This window comes from Actinomadura sp. NPDC048021 (assembly GCF_040653135.1).
GTDB lineage: Bacteria > Actinomycetota > Actinomycetes > Streptosporangiales > Streptosporangiaceae > Spirillospora > Spirillospora verrucosospora.
Genome location: NZ_JBEZJQ010000003.1, coordinates 337,070 through 349,816 on the forward strand (window position 1 = coordinate 337,070; position 12,747 = coordinate 349,816).

At 70.3% G+C, this 12,747-nt stretch carries 14 protein-coding genes; 8 read left to right on the forward strand and 6 right to left on the reverse strand.

What is annotated here, in order from left to right; all coding sequences use genetic code 11:
- Positions 1 to 58 precede the first annotated feature (58 nt).
- Positions 59 to 1,540 (reverse strand): N,N-dimethylformamidase beta subunit family domain-containing protein, encoded by a 1,482-nt coding sequence (locus AB0C87_RS07455; RefSeq protein ID WP_360576821.1) that lies wholly within the window; start codon positions 1,538 to 1,540, stop codon positions 59 to 61.
- A gap of 398 nt (positions 1,541 to 1,938) precedes the next feature.
- Positions 1,939 to 3,138 carry a low temperature requirement protein A gene (locus AB0C87_RS07460; RefSeq protein WP_345183459.1) on the reverse strand — a complete coding sequence of 400 codons (1,200 nt, stop codon included), beginning with the start codon at positions 3,136 to 3,138 and terminating at the stop codon, positions 1,939 to 1,941.
- 137 nt (positions 3,139 to 3,275) lie between these two features.
- Here AB0C87_RS07460 and AB0C87_RS07465 point away from each other — a divergent pair, with 137 nt between their 5' ends.
- From AB0C87_RS07465 to AB0C87_RS07475, 3 genes are all read left to right on the forward strand, one after another.
- Positions 3,276 to 3,602, forward strand: coding sequence for a hypothetical protein (locus AB0C87_RS07465; protein WP_345183457.1), 327 nt, complete (start codon positions 3,276 to 3,278; stop codon positions 3,600 to 3,602).
- A gap of 71 nt (positions 3,603 to 3,673) precedes the next feature.
- The gene (locus AB0C87_RS07470) at positions 3,674 to 3,832 is read left to right on the forward strand and encodes a hypothetical protein (RefSeq protein ID WP_345183454.1); all 159 of its coding nucleotides are present in this window, start codon (positions 3,674 to 3,676) and stop codon (positions 3,830 to 3,832) included.
- Positions 3,833 to 3,868: 36 nt separating this feature from the next.
- Complete coding sequence (locus AB0C87_RS07475) at positions 3,869 to 4,711, forward strand: oxidoreductase (protein WP_353833260.1); 843 nt, start codon at positions 3,869 to 3,871, stop codon at positions 4,709 to 4,711.
- Here AB0C87_RS07475 and AB0C87_RS07480 read toward each other — a convergent pair.
- The gene (locus AB0C87_RS07480) at positions 4,708 to 5,994 is read right to left on the reverse strand and encodes an aspartyl protease family protein (RefSeq protein WP_360576822.1); all 1,287 of its coding nucleotides are present in this window, start codon (positions 5,992 to 5,994) and stop codon (positions 4,708 to 4,710) included. The two genes, AB0C87_RS07475 and AB0C87_RS07480, sit on opposite strands and share 4 nt — an antisense overlap.
- Positions 5,995 to 6,256: 262 nt before the next feature.
- Positions 6,257 to 6,553 carry a hypothetical protein gene (locus AB0C87_RS07485; protein ID WP_360576823.1) on the reverse strand — a complete coding sequence of 99 codons (297 nt, stop codon included), beginning with the start codon at positions 6,551 to 6,553 and terminating at the stop codon, positions 6,257 to 6,259.
- Positions 6,554 to 6,915: 362 nt separating this feature from the next.
- Between AB0C87_RS07485 and AB0C87_RS07490 the strand changes: the two genes are divergently transcribed.
- The 3 genes from AB0C87_RS07490 (at position 6,916) to AB0C87_RS07500 (ending at position 8,864) form a co-directional block, all read left to right on the forward strand.
- Positions 6,916 to 7,803, forward strand: coding sequence for a Scr1 family TA system antitoxin-like transcriptional regulator (locus AB0C87_RS07490; RefSeq protein WP_353833263.1), 888 nt, complete (start codon positions 6,916 to 6,918; stop codon positions 7,801 to 7,803).
- Positions 7,800 to 8,003 (forward strand): DUF397 domain-containing protein, encoded by a 204-nt coding sequence (locus tag AB0C87_RS07495; RefSeq protein WP_353833264.1) that lies wholly within the window; start codon positions 7,800 to 7,802, stop codon positions 8,001 to 8,003. Before AB0C87_RS07490 ends, AB0C87_RS07495 begins: the two co-directional genes overlap by 4 nt.
- Positions 8,004 to 8,351: 348 nt before the next feature.
- A complete protein-coding gene (locus AB0C87_RS07500) occupies positions 8,352 to 8,864 on the forward strand; it encodes a hypothetical protein (RefSeq protein WP_345183440.1) in 513 nt (170 codons plus the stop codon).
- 491 nt (positions 8,865 to 9,355) lie between these two features.
- On the opposite strand, the gene AB0C87_RS07505 is transcribed toward AB0C87_RS07500, so the two are convergent.
- Together AB0C87_RS07505 and AB0C87_RS07510 are read right to left on the reverse strand one after the other, a co-directional pair.
- Entirely contained in the window at positions 9,356 to 9,895 is a 540-nt protein-coding gene (locus AB0C87_RS07505) for a hypothetical protein (protein WP_360576824.1), read from the reverse strand.
- 82 nt (positions 9,896 to 9,977) lie between these two features.
- Positions 9,978 to 10,952: a WYL domain-containing protein gene (locus tag AB0C87_RS07510; protein WP_360576825.1), complete on the reverse strand. Its 975-nt coding sequence runs from the start codon at positions 10,950 to 10,952 to the stop codon at positions 9,978 to 9,980.
- A 128-nt stretch (positions 10,953 to 11,080) separates the two neighbouring features.
- Here AB0C87_RS07510 and AB0C87_RS07515 point away from each other — a divergent pair, with 128 nt between their 5' ends.
- A complete protein-coding gene (locus tag AB0C87_RS07515; protein WP_345183434.1) occupies positions 11,081 to 11,476 on the forward strand; it encodes a RidA family protein in 396 nt (131 codons plus the stop codon).
- A gap of 164 nt (positions 11,477 to 11,640) precedes the next feature.
- A complete protein-coding gene (locus AB0C87_RS07520) occupies positions 11,641 to 12,717 on the forward strand; it encodes a hypothetical protein (RefSeq protein ID WP_360576826.1) in 1,077 nt (358 codons plus the stop codon).
- The last annotated feature ends 30 nt before the right edge of the window (positions 12,718 to 12,747 follow it).

The following is a 12,747-nucleotide window of genomic DNA, read 5'->3' on the forward strand; positions in this document are numbered from 1 at the left end:
GGCGCCGTCATCGCCGCCTGACGCGATCGCCCCACGGACTGGCGTTGGGCGGCGCGCTTCAGGGCGCGACCGCGAGCTCCTTGGAGTTGGGACGGGACGGATGGCTGCGCGCGAGCGGTCCGGCGGCCATCGCCCGGACGAGCGTGTCGGTCACCCGCGTGACGAAGGCGCGGCCCGCCTCGTCGACGCCGTGGCCGCAGGCGCGTCCCCGCATCGCGCACACCCAGCGCATGGTGCCGGTGGCGAAGACCCCGGCCCCGCTGCGGGTCGTGTAGTAGGACGCGTGCGCGACGGCGCTCCCGGTCCCGCAGCTGATCGGGGACCGTCCGACGATCTCCAGTGTCGGCGGCGTCGGGCCGCCGGGGGCGATCGCGTCGGCCTCGGGGCCGACCATGCCGGGGAACCGGGTTCCCGCACGCACGCCGGTGCCGCGGAACAGCCAGAAATCGGGCCGGTAGACGGTGAACGCGCCTTCCGCCGGAAAGCACATGTACTGGATGCCGATGATGTCGCTCTCCGGGCGCGGCTTCGGCGGGAGCCGCCAGTCCTGCGTCGACTCGGCCGGGTTCGTCCGGGCGACGGGGTCGGCGGAGGAGTCCTTGTAGCAGACCACCAGCCGGTCGGCCCCCAGTGCCGTCGCCTCGAACCGGATGTGCCGGTTCACCGCGTTGGCGCCGAGGAACGCGATGTTGACGCCGTGGTCGCGGGCCTCCGTGGCGCGCTGGCGCATGGCCGACGACCAGTACTCGTCATGCCCCAGCGTGAGCAGGCCGCGCGCCTTGCTCAGCAGAGCGGGATCGCTGTGCAGGTCGTTGTCGGTGGCGTACGCCAGCGGCACGCCCGCCTTCTCGGCCAGGGCGATCGCGGGCTGCTCGTAGGTCAGGAACTTGCCCGCGCCGGTCTTGTCGTAGGGGCGGTCGAAGCTGACCGCGTAGGACCGGTCGTCGTACCCGGACGGCCCCTCGTACAGGTCGTGGCCGCCCCACATGTTGTACGCCTGCCAGGTGGTGGTCGCGTTCAGCACCACGACCCGTCCGGCGGTGTCCGGCGAGCGGACGGTCACCGGCACGTACCGCTGGGCGCCCGACACGGCGGTCAGCCTGATCAGGTAGCTGCCCGCGGGCCAGCCGGACGTGGCGACCGTCATCGACGGCCGCCACGGCGCCGAGACGGTGCGCGTCTTCCGGTCGATCCGGGCCGCCGCCTGCCGCACCCCGGCGACCTGCCCCGACCGCCACACGCGGCGCGCGTTCGCGCCCCCGTACCAGCCCATCCGGAACGCCTCCGCGCTGAACCCGGAGGTCGTGGTCGAGACGAACAGCCGGAACGACTGGCCCGGCAGCACGCTCACGCGATCGGCGTACCCCTCGATCTCGTGCTCGGCCCCCCTGCGGCGGACCTGCCAGTCCGTCGTGCCGGGCTTGGCGTTCTCGGGCGTCTCCACGGTCGCCGCGCCCGCCTTGCCCGGCCGGTCGGCGGACGAGCGGCGGGACGTCGAGCACGCGCCGACCAGAACGAGCGCCGAGACCAGCGCCAGCACGACCGGACCCCGGAGTACGCGCGGAGACACGCGTCCGTCTAAGGGACGTCCCTCTTCTGCTTCCGTCACGGCGGACCACCCTCCCCTGAACTCCCCTGCGGGCAACCCGTCCACCGCCACGTACCAGAGATCGTCTTCCCGCCCCGCGCCCGCATAACCGCCGGCCCTGAACGAGTCCGGGGGACGCACCTGTTACATGACAGTTCGCGCCATTATGTCGCCGAGCCGGTCGCCCAGGAGGCCGGATACGGCGCCGACCCGGGCCGCCGCCCCCGCGCGCCGGTGCGGCTCGCCCAGGCGACCGGAGTCACCGTGGCCATGGGATGTGGCGGCTCCGCGGCCGTGGCGCCCGAGCGCCGTCCCCCTGGCCGACGGCCGCGGCCTTCTGCCGCGGGCCCTCATTCAGGGTCCGCGGCGCCGTACCGGACGGCCGCCCGCCTCTCGAAGGCGACCAGGCCGAGGAGCAGCCCGCTCACCAGGCCGAGTGCGGCGAGCGCGGGCAGGAGCCGGGCGGCGGGGATCAGCAGGAAGAACGCCGCGGCGACGACCAGCGGCGCCGCCGGAACGGAACGGACGGTGAGCCTGGCGAAGGCGGCCCGCCCCAGGAGGAACACGGCGGCCCCCGCGTACAAGGCGGTCAGGACGGGCCACTCCAGGGCCCGACCGTGGTCGGCGGCGTCGCCGGACAACTCTGCCAGGACTTCGTGGGCGCCGAGGGCGATGTAGAGGGCGCCGGCGATGAGCGGGAAGTGGACCATGGTGTAGGCGTCGCGGGCGATCTGAGCACGGCGCAGGCCGGACGCGCGTTCCAGGACGCCCTCGGCGGCGTCCGCCAGGCCGCGGAAGTACAGCAGCCACAGGCACACGACGGCGACGAACCCGACCAGCGCCGCCAGGAGCACCATGGCACCGGCGATCGAGTCGCCCGCCCCCGCGCCGGCGGAGATCAGGGACTCGCCCAGCGCGATGATCAGCACCATGCGGTGCCGTTCGGCGAAGTGGCCGGCGCTGCGGACCGTCCAGCCGCCGAGGCCGGAGGCGATCCGGCCCCCACCGAAGTCGACGGCGAACGCGGCGGCCCACAGCACGGTCTGCCAGGTCCCGCCGAGCACCGCCCCCGCGATGAGGGCGGACAGGGAGATCGTCTGGGGGACCGCGTCGAGGAGCAGTTGGTCGCGCAGCCCGCGGTCGCCCGCCACCGACGACAGGTACAGCCCGAAGTAGACCACCCGGACGACGCAGAAGGCGCCCGCCAGGACGAGCGGGGCGTCGACCCCCGCGGCGTGGCGGCCGAAGGCGTCCGGCATGACCAGGGCCGCGACGAACAGGGCCGCCATCACCGCCAGCATCCCGGTCCGGACCACGCCGCGATCGGCGCGCACCCGGTTGCCCAGCCAGGCGTACGCCGCCCAGGACCACCAGAGCAGCAGGAGGAGGATCAGCCCGCGCACCAGGGACAGGGCGGACGGGGAGTGCGCCATGAACGAGACGACCCGGGTGATCGCGAACACGAAGACGAGGTCGAAGAAGATCTCGAAGGAGGTCGCCCGGTGGGTTTCGGGCGTGATCGCCGGGCGCTGCCACGGGAGGTCTGCCACCGGCACAGGTTACCCGCCTGGCGATCAACGTCGCCGCTGGTCAGCGGGCGTCGGAGCGTGTCGCCCCCGGTCCGGCGGCGTCGGGCTCGAGCGGCCCCTGCCGCCGGTCGCCGGCACCGGCTTCCGGTTCGACCCTCGTGAACCTGCCCCCTGCCGCGTGGCGGGTCGGCGCGGCCGGCCGCCTGGAGCAGGCCCGCCTGCACGCCGAAACCGCGCTCGGCGCGGGCCTGCCCGGCATCTCGCCGCGCCTCGCGCTGATCACCTACGGCGCGCTCGCGATGACCGCGTCCGGCGAGAAGGAGGCGGAGGACATGTACGCGCGGGCGGAGTCCGCTCCGGCGGCGGCGGGCTTCCCGTTCGAGCCGGCCCGCGTCCGCCTCGCCCGCGGCGTCCGGCTGAGGCACGTCCAGGGGCCGAGACGGGCGGCCCTGCGCGACGCCCTGGCGAGGGCCGGCGACAGCTGACCCCTAACGACTCACATCGGGTCTCACCATCAAATGACGGGTGTGGCCGCTCTCCCTTCGGGCGAGAGTCGATGACGACGCACGGAATCGGCACGGAGGGGCAACATGATCAACAGACGCGCGTCCGGCAAGGGATCGGCCAGGTCGCGGGCGGGGCCGCCGCCTCCCCGGCCGGCCTGCCGGACGCCGCGGCCTTCGCCCAGGCCGTCACCGGCGCACACCGCCTCTGACCGCGAACCGCACCCGACCGAACGGAGGAACCACTCATGGCAAGGACATGGCTGATCACCGGAGCGTCGCGAGGACTCGGACGCCACCTCACCGAGGCGGTCCTGGACGCCGGTGACCAGGTCGTCGCGACCGCCCGGCGTCCGCAGCAGTTGGACGACCTGGCGGCCAGGCACGACCAACGGATCCGGGCGGTCGCGCTGGACGTCACCGACCCCGCCGCGGCCGCCCGTGCCGTGGAGGAGGCCACCGTCGCCTTCGGCCGTCTCGACGTCGTCGTCAACAACGCCGGCTACGCCAACAGCGCGCCCATTGAGGAGATGGCCGAGGACGACTTCCGCGCCCAGATCGAGACCGACTTCTTCGGCGTCGTGAACGTGACGCGGGCCGCGCTGCCCGTCCTGCGCGCCCAGCGCTCGGGGACCTTCGTGCAGGTCTCCTCCATCGGCGGACGCGTGGGCGGCACCCCCGGGATGGGCGCCTACCAGGCCGCGAAGTTCGCCGTCGAAGGGTTCTCCGAGGTGCTCGCGGCCGAGGTTGCGCCGTTCGGCGTGAAGGTCCTCATCGTCGAGCCGGGCGCGTTCCGCACCGACTGGCAGGGCTCGTCCATGGAACTCCACCCGGTCGGCCCCGACTACGAGGAGACGGTCGGCGCCATCAACAGCTACCGGCAGGCCAACGACGGCACCCAGCAAGGCGACCCGGCCCGCGCCGCCAAGGCCGTCATCGACGTGGTCGCCGCCGACGATCCGCCCCGCCGCCTCATCCTCGGTGGCGACGCCCTCGCCCTGGCCCGCAGGTCCGCCGAGGCCCGCGCCGCCGAGGCCGAGCAGTGGGCCGCCGTGACGCGCTCGACCGACTTCCCCTCGGACGAGCCCTAGCCGCGGGCGATGTAGAGATTCATGCCGGTGAAGTCGAGGGTGACGGTGTACGGCTTGAAGAAGGGGTGGAAGAACGCCCCCAGCGAGTCGAACCCGGCGCGAGGGGGTCTACCGGAGGGATTCGCCAAGCAGTAGACCTCCCTGGCGACGGCGTCGCCAAGGCGGATCTCGTCCGGGTAGCAGGGATAGGTGACGACCGGGTGGCTGTGCGCGAAAGTCTCCAGCGGGCGGTCGTAGTCGGTACGGATCCGCAGACGCTTGGCCGTCTCCTCGGGCATGGCCACGGCGCTCTCGCTGGTTCCACCGATCGACAGTCCCACCAATCGCGATCCGGAATCGCCGATGCTGCCCCTGCTGTACAGGCCGTGCTCATCGGCCAGCCACAGCGGCAGGGGCCTGGCGCCCGCCCGCGCGGCGTCGCGCCGTACCCGGCGGACGGCTTCGGGAGTGGGACGGCGCAGGATCAGCGACCGGCCCGCGTAGTCGAAGGTGGTCAGCAGGTGGTAGAAGACCCACGTGCCGATGATGCCGTCGCTGGGCCCCCCGGGCGAAGCCTGGTCCGTCTCCGACCACTCCACGGGGATGTTGCGCAGTTCGACGTCGCCCAGCCTGAAGGATTCCAGCACCCCGAAGTACTGCCACGCGGTGCCGTCCAGGTAGTCGATCTGCTGCTCGGCCACGGCGGTCAGCCCGGCCTCCCTCGCCACCCCCGCGGACATGCCCAGCCATGGGGCGCCGGTGTAGAGCATGAAGCGCTTGGGCGGTCCGCCGTTGACCGACCCCTCGACCTGTGGTGACGGGTCCATCTGCTGCCACGGCAGCCGGGCGGCGTCGCCGTGGACCTGGTACGGCTCGCCCTGAACCGCCCCGAACCACGTGGCGAAGACGTCCTTGCCGGCCGCTCGCCAGTGCGGCACGGACTGGGAGAGTTTGTCCTGACGGATGTAGCAATCGCCCAGAAGTCGATTGGTCTCCTTGTCGCTGGGCGCCAGTCTCAGAGCCATGGCGAGATAGTGCTCAGCGTCGGAGAACTGGTTGGTCAGTAGCGCGACCTGGCCGCGCCGACGGGCCGCGTGCACGTTGGCGGGGTCTCTTTTCAGGATCGCCTCGTAGGCGCGGCCGGCCTGTTCGAACTTCCCGGCCTTGAACAGCGCGTCCGCGTCACCACCGTCGGCGTGGGCCGCGACCGCGACGCCCGCCGGCGTCGCGGTCGCGGATGCGCCGGCCACCACGGCGGCGCCTCGCAGCAGCGAACGTCGCTCCCACTTCCCGTCATCAGCCACGGCTTTCTCCTTTCGTGGCCCCTTCCGCCGCGATGTCGGACGGCGATGCCTGCCGCGATCGCTCAAAGGGAAAGGAGCATCGCGCACGGCCTCCCTCGTTCGGGGACCTTGCTCGGCGATCAGATTGGGCAGGCTCGAACGCTACGACTCGGCACCTATCGTCGGCGTATCGAAAACGCCCCCGGGTATGGGGAGGCGTGCCCAGGGCGTGATCGCTACGGTGCCTCGCCGTGCCGGGGCGGATGAGCGGCGTACGGCCGGTTCACCGGTCCTCCTCCGCCCCGAGAGCCGCCTTCACCAGGACGACGGCGTTCATGGGGCTGTCGGCCTCGCACATCCAGATACCGTGCTGGACGAACCACCAGCGATCGCCGTCGTTCGCACGGCGCCGGCACTCGACCTCCACGCCGGGCGCCTCCGGCTCCTTCGCCACACGCAGGCGCAGAGCGTCGAGGTTCTCGACCGCGAGCTTGTGGCCTCGCAGCAGATTCCCGAGCGTGGTCGTGAACTCCGCGCCCTTCGAGCCCTCGCCGACGCCGTCTGGAACCGATGGAGTCATGCCGCCGCCGCTTTCGATCCCGCGTTGCGGGATCACGCTCCGGGCGCCCGGCGGGAGCCGTCCGGGGAACGTCGGTTGTTTTTCATGATCGGCCTCTTCTGGTGCGGGGGACTGGTTTTCCTGTTGATATGGCGATGTGCGCGGAACGGGCGCCATGTCCAGCTCGCCGTGATCGCGGATTATCGCGTTTCACTCCCGTGCTGACTCCGAGTAGAGCACCATGAAAGCAAGGTCTGCAAGCGGTCGGATCGATTCTCCTGGCGAGAATTTTCGCAGGTCAGAGACCTGTTGCGGACCGGGCGAGGGGATGCTTTCATTCCGGGTGAAAGGCGGCCCCGAGATGCGAGAGGGAGGTGATGTGAGTGTCGGAAGCGACCACGGGTTCGACCGTCCCCCGGCGGCAACTCGGCCGGTATCTCCGAGAACTTCGTATAAATGCGCGCTTAACCGTACAAGCTGCGGCGAAAGCGCTTGAATGGTCCGAAGCAAAGATGTGGAGGATCGAGACAGGCCAAACGTCCCTGCGATCTCACGACGTGGAGACCATGTGCCGCGTGTACGGCGCAACCGAGGAACTGAAGACCGCCCTGATGGGCTTGGCCAAGGAGACCAAGGGAAAGGGATGGTGGCACGCCTACGGCGACGTGATCCCTGAGGGATTCGATCTCTTCATCGGCCTGGAGGAGGCTGCGAGCAGCCGAGAGGAGTACTCGCCGGAGCTGGTCCCGGGCCTCTTCCAGACCCCCGACTACCTCTACGCGCTCTTCAAGAAGAACCGACCAGATCTGCAAGCCGAAGAGGTCGAACGACGGGTCCGGCTGCGAATGCAACGGCAGGCGCTGGTCACGCGCGTCACGGCCCCGCCTGACCTGAAGGTCGTCCTGAGCGAGGCGGTCGTCCGCCGGGTCATCGGCGGGCCCGCGGTCATGGCGGCCCAGCTCGACCGGCTGGCACAACTGAACGACTGCCCCAACGTGGCCATCCGCCTCGTGCCGTTCGCGGCGGGCTCGCACCGCGGCCTCGACACGGGGGCGTTCATCATCCTGCGGTTCCCGACCAAGGAGGACGGGCGCGATCACGAACCGCCGACGGTGTTTGTACAAGGCTTCACCGGCGCTCTATATCTGGATAAACCCCGCGAGATCGACCGCTACGCCGGGGCGTTCACGGTCATCTGGGACAACGCTCTGCCCCAGGAGGACAGTTCGGCGTTGTTCCGGCAGGTAGCAAGGGAGATGAACGGACGATGAGCACCGACGTCGCCGCTGCGGCCATCTGGCGCAAGAGCAGCCGCAGCAACACCGAACAAGAGTGCGTGGAGGTCGCGATGCTTCCGACCTCCATCGGTATCCGGGACAGCAAGAACCCCGAAGGCGGTCACCTCCCCCTCGACCACACCACGTTCACCGGTCTCCTCGCTCGGGTGAAGGCCGGGACGTTCGACCTCTAGGCATGAGAAAGGGCCCCGGTGGAGACAAGCCGCCGGGGCCCTTCTTGCGGTCGGCGGGGGAAGGCGACGCCGGTTCGCTCCAGCGGCAAAGCAGCGGGCTTTCCTCAGCGGTCGATCCGCCTCGCTCCAACGTGCTGTAATCGTCCAATGACTTGCGGTGTTCTTCAAATCCCGGGGCGCAGACGCCCCGTCTTCACATTCACGCTGGTCCTGGCGGCCGGGATGGCTGCGGGCTGTGGTGACGGCGGCGAAAAGCCCGGCATCCGCGTCCCGAAGACGGGCACCTTCGCAGTGCCGCAGCCCCTTACCTCCGCCCCGCCTGTCGGTGCCCCGCGCATAGAACGGCTCATGCATGAGATGGAAAAGGCCACCGTCAGGGCCGGGGGCGTGGCCGCGGAGACCAAGACCCGATGCGACACCAACACGAGCCGAATCGGCACGCGCCCGGAAACCTTCACGTGCACGGTGTCCTACAGAGGCAAGACCGCCGAGTTCCGCACCAGTGTCTCCATAGTGTCGAAGCGGCTGACGGCCAAGCCCGGGGAAGACTTCCCAAGCGGCACCGAATACCGGTACAGGCTGTCGGCCGTCGCGACGAAGCTCGTGCTCACCCGGGAAGGCGTCCACCGTCAGTGGGGCTACCACCCGTCCGGCGGCGACGACGAGTACCGCTGCGACGCCGACATCCCTGAGGTGGCCGTCATGCCCCCGGGGCCTACGCCCTACCGCTGCTACAGCCTCTACCGCCCGGGCTTCAAAACCAGAGTCGCCTCCTACCGCGTGGTCCTATCCGCAGAAGACGGGGAACACCCCGACGGAAGCCTCTCCTTCAAGCCGGCCAATTCCCAATCCTCCGCCTGAAAACCCAACGCCGCGGCAGGCCGTGCCGCCCGTCAGGACGTCGTGGGCGTCGCGCTCATGCGCGACCTGGTCCCTGCCCCGCCCGTGCGCATGGATCATTGACGCTATGCCGCACCTCGCATGCGCCCACTGCACCCGAAGGCTCACCACCGAGATCGAACTGACCGAAGCCGCCCGCGGAGACGTTCCCGGGCAGCCCTATCTTCCGCGAGGTGCTTACGTCTCCAGTTGGGAAGGCGGTTTCGTGGTCAACTGCGACGACATCGTCGGAGCGGTCCGTCACCCCGACCAAGCGCGTTCGGCCGGCTGTTGCGGGCCCACCGGACTCGACGGACCGAACCTCGTCTGCTCAGGATGCGGACGGGAGGTCGGGACCGAAGAGTCGGACTGCTGGAAGCCCCACCTGGTCGTCACTCGACCCGGCGCCACGAGCCTGATCGTGAGCGCGCACGAGCGATCCGCGTAGTTCAACGAATGCGCCAGAGCGCCGGTCAGATGAACGGCCTGATCCAGGTCTCGAAGCGTGCCCCGAATTGGTCTCGGGCCGCTTTGATCAGGTCGTTGGGGTCGCTCACCGGATCCAGGCCGAAGTGCTGCTTCAGCCATGCGACATAAGCCGCGTGCGCCTCGGGGGCGCCGTCGCGTTCGCGGTGGTAGCCCTCGTACTCGGCGAAGTAGGCGTCGCCCCAGTCGACCGACAGCGGCCGGTCGCTCGCGAGTTGGCGGAACAGGTCCCGAAGGTCGCGCGCGGTGAGATGGATCCCCCCTTCGTCGCCGAACGCCGCGATCGGCAAGGCGGCGAGGTCCGCGCGGTCGTCCACCCGCCACAAGGCATAGAACGAGCCTGAGCCGGTGGCGGCCGCGAAGGGGAGGAACGCCTCGACGAACTCTGGGGCGTCCGACCACGAATCGTGCTGCGGCTCTCCGAATTCGAGCATCTCGAAACCGTCCGAGATGAACTCTCCGCCGAGGCTCTTCTCAAGTTCGCTGAGCAGGTTCAGCTCCGGCACGGGGGAGTAGGCACTGTCCATCGGGGCGTCCGATCGGCTGGAAGCGAAAGGCGAGATCGTCCGCGAGAACATACCTGCTCCCGCCATTGGCCGCACCAGCGCATCAGCACGAGTCGTCATAGCGCGCGGCGATGGCGGCGGCGCGGTCGCGCAGCGAGGTGCGCAACCATTGCGGGGCGAGAACCTCCGCGTTGTCGGCGACCTGCCACAGCGCCCAGACGGCGTGCCTCGAATCCTGGAAGGTCACCTCCAGCCGCAGCCAGCCGTCCGCGTCGTCCTCCTCGGCGAGGACGGCCAGCGCGGTGCCGACCAGATCCTTGCGCCGCGCCGGGTGCACCCGTGCGAGGACGGCGACCTGGTCGCCGCCCGTCCGGAACCGCGTGCTGCGCTCCTGCCACGCCCGGTCCAGATCGACCCGTTCCCTACGCTCGGCGGGTTCGTCCAGTTCCTCGGCGGCCACGATCCGCGACAGCCGGTACGTCCGGTCCTCGCCGGACCTCGTGGCCAGCAGGTAGCCCAGGCCGCGGACGGTGACGAGGCCGACCGGGTCCACCGTGCGCCACTTCGGGCTCTGATCCACCGCCGCGTAGTGGATGCGCAGCTTGTGCCCGGCGAACACCGCGCGCCTGACCTCGGCCACCACCGCCTCAGGCACTTCCTCGGCGACCAGCCGCCGCGCGAGAAGGTCGGCGTCGGGTTCGATGAGCAGCCGCTGGGCCGCGTCGGCCGCGGTGTCCCGATAGCTCTCGGGCAGCGCGTCCACCACCTTGAGCATGGCCGATGCGAGCGCCGAGCCGAGGCCGAACGCCTGCGCACCGCGCCGCGATCCGGCGACCAGCAGCGCGAGCGCCTCCTCGTGGTTCAGCCCGGTGAGCTCGGTCCGAAAACCGGGCAGCAACGCGAAACCGCCGTGCCGACCGCGTTCGGCGTAGACCGGGACCCCCGCTGCGGACAACGCCTCGATGTCGCGCAGCACCGTACGCGTCGACACCTCCAACTCCCGGGCCAGTGCCGTCGCAGACAGCCGACCATGCTGACGCAGCAACAACACCAGCGAGACCAACCGGTCAGCACGCACACCAAGAACCTACTCAAATACATGACACAGGATGTCGTGATTCGTTGGAAGGCTCTTCCCAACGCCAGAGGGCGGCCATCGAGCCGCCCGATGACGCACTTCCAACGAATCGAATGGAGCTAAAGGCAATGGAGCGTACGACGGTCAACCCGTGGACGTGGTCGGTGGACCTGGGCTACAACCAGGGCGAGGTCGTCTCCGGACACACCCGAACCCTGTACTGCTCAGGCCAGACCGCGATGAGCGGCGACGGCAAGCCCCAGCATGCCGGCGACATGGCGGCCCAGCTCGCACTGAGCATCGACAACCTGGAGGCCGTACTCGCCGAGGCCGGCATGTCGCTGGCGAACCTCGTCCGCCTCAACGTCTACACCACCGACGTCGACCTCCTCTTCCAGCACTACGGCATCCTGGCCTCCCGCTTGGCCGCCGCCAACGCAGCCACCAGCACCACAATGCTGGGCGTAACCCGCCTAGCAATCCCCACCCTGACAGTAGAACTAGAAGCCACCGCCGCAGCCTGACCCACCCTCCCCGCCACCGCCGTGGTGTGGGTGGTGGGGGTGGCGGGGGCCGGGTGGCCGTTTGAGGTCAGGGGGTGGTGGGGGGTGATCTTGCCAGCGAATACTGGCGTTGTTGGTCGGTTGTTCGAGGAGGCGTTGTGGATCGAAGCCCGCTTAATCCGCTGATGTCGCGTCGGGTGTTCGGGGTGGGGGGTGCTGCGCTGGTCGGGGCCGCCTGTGCCGGGCCGCTGGGTGGGGTCGCGCGGGCCGTGGCGCCGGCGGCGGGGGAGTGGGTGGATGTGCCCGCGCCGCCGCTGGCTGGGCGGAGCCATCTGCTCGGGATCGCCGCGCCGGACCCGTGGCACGTCTTCGCCGGGGGCGCCGAGAACGTGTACCAGCCGGACTCGCGGGCCGTCATGCTGCATCGGAACCCGCGCGGCTGGACGCGCGTCGCGATGCCTGAGGGGTTGGCTGTCGTCAACGATGTCCGCGCGCACCACGCCGCGGACGTGTGGGCCCTTGCCGCAGGTCAGAATGCCAAGGAGCGCACCGACCTGCTGCACTGGAACGGGCGCCGCTGGACGACGGTGGCAGGTCCCGTCGGCGAGCAGCTCCAGGCCATCGACGTCGACCGGACGGGCGGACTGTGGGCGACCGGGATCCACGGGGACGCCACGACGGTGTCGGTGCGGCGGCACGGCCAGTGGACGAGGGCGCTCACCCTTCCGCAACCCTCGGGGCTCAACGCCATCGCCGCCGGAAGCGCCTCGGACGTCTGGGCCGCGGGATTCGGCGAGTCGCAGATCGGCCCGACCCCGCTGTGGCACTTCGACGGCACTGACTGGACGCGTACACCGTGGGGATCGGAATGGGCCCACTGGATCCTGCAGATCGAGTACGTCGCTCCGGACGACGTCTGGTTCTACGCCCTTGAGCAGAGCCCGTTGTTCCCGCCGCCGACGCTGCACCACTGGGACGGCTCCGCGTTCACCGTGCATCGGCTTCCGAATCCGTCCGATCCGCTCGGCGAGGTGCGGCCGAAGTCCGTGGTGGGGTTCCTCGGCTCGATCGCCTCCGATGGACGGGGCGGCGTCTGGGTGTCCAGCCCGTTCGATCCCGCGCGTCTGCTGCACTTCGACGGTGCTTCCTGGACCAGTGCCACCCCGCCTATCGCGGTGACCGCGTACTCGATGACGCGGGTGCCGCACACCAGGGCCGTCTGGGCCGGTACTCAGGTGGGCACCGTCTGGCGTTGTTCCTGAGGGCGGGTCGTTCGTGCCCGGCCGGGCTGG

Excerpts from the sequence above, each read along its gene's own strand:
- AB0C87_RS07475 (WP_353833260.1), top strand. The coding sequence starts at position 3,869 with ATGGCAAGGACATGGCTGATCACCGGAGCGTCGCGAGGACTCGGACGC.
- AB0C87_RS07520 (WP_360576826.1), top strand. The coding sequence starts at position 11,641 with ATGTCGCGTCGGGTGTTCGGGGTGGGGGGTGCTGCGCTGGTCGGGGCC.
- AB0C87_RS07495 (WP_353833264.1), top strand. The coding sequence starts at position 7,800 with ATGAGCACCGACGTCGCCGCTGCGGCCATCTGGCGCAAGAGCAGCCGC.
- AB0C87_RS07500 (WP_345183440.1), top strand. The coding sequence starts at position 8,352 with ATGCATGAGATGGAAAAGGCCACCGTCAGGGCCGGGGGCGTGGCCGCG.
- AB0C87_RS07515 (WP_345183434.1), top strand. The coding sequence starts at position 11,081 with ATGGAGCGTACGACGGTCAACCCGTGGACGTGGTCGGTGGACCTGGGC.
- AB0C87_RS07485 (WP_360576823.1), bottom strand. The coding sequence starts at position 6,553 with ATGACTCCATCGGTTCCAGACGGCGTCGGCGAGGGCTCGAAGGGCGCG.
- AB0C87_RS07470 (WP_345183454.1), top strand. The coding sequence starts at position 3,674 with ATGACGACGCACGGAATCGGCACGGAGGGGCAACATGATCAACAGACG.
- AB0C87_RS07505 (WP_360576824.1), bottom strand. The coding sequence starts at position 9,895 with ATGGACAGTGCCTACTCCCCCGTGCCGGAGCTGAACCTGCTCAGCGAA.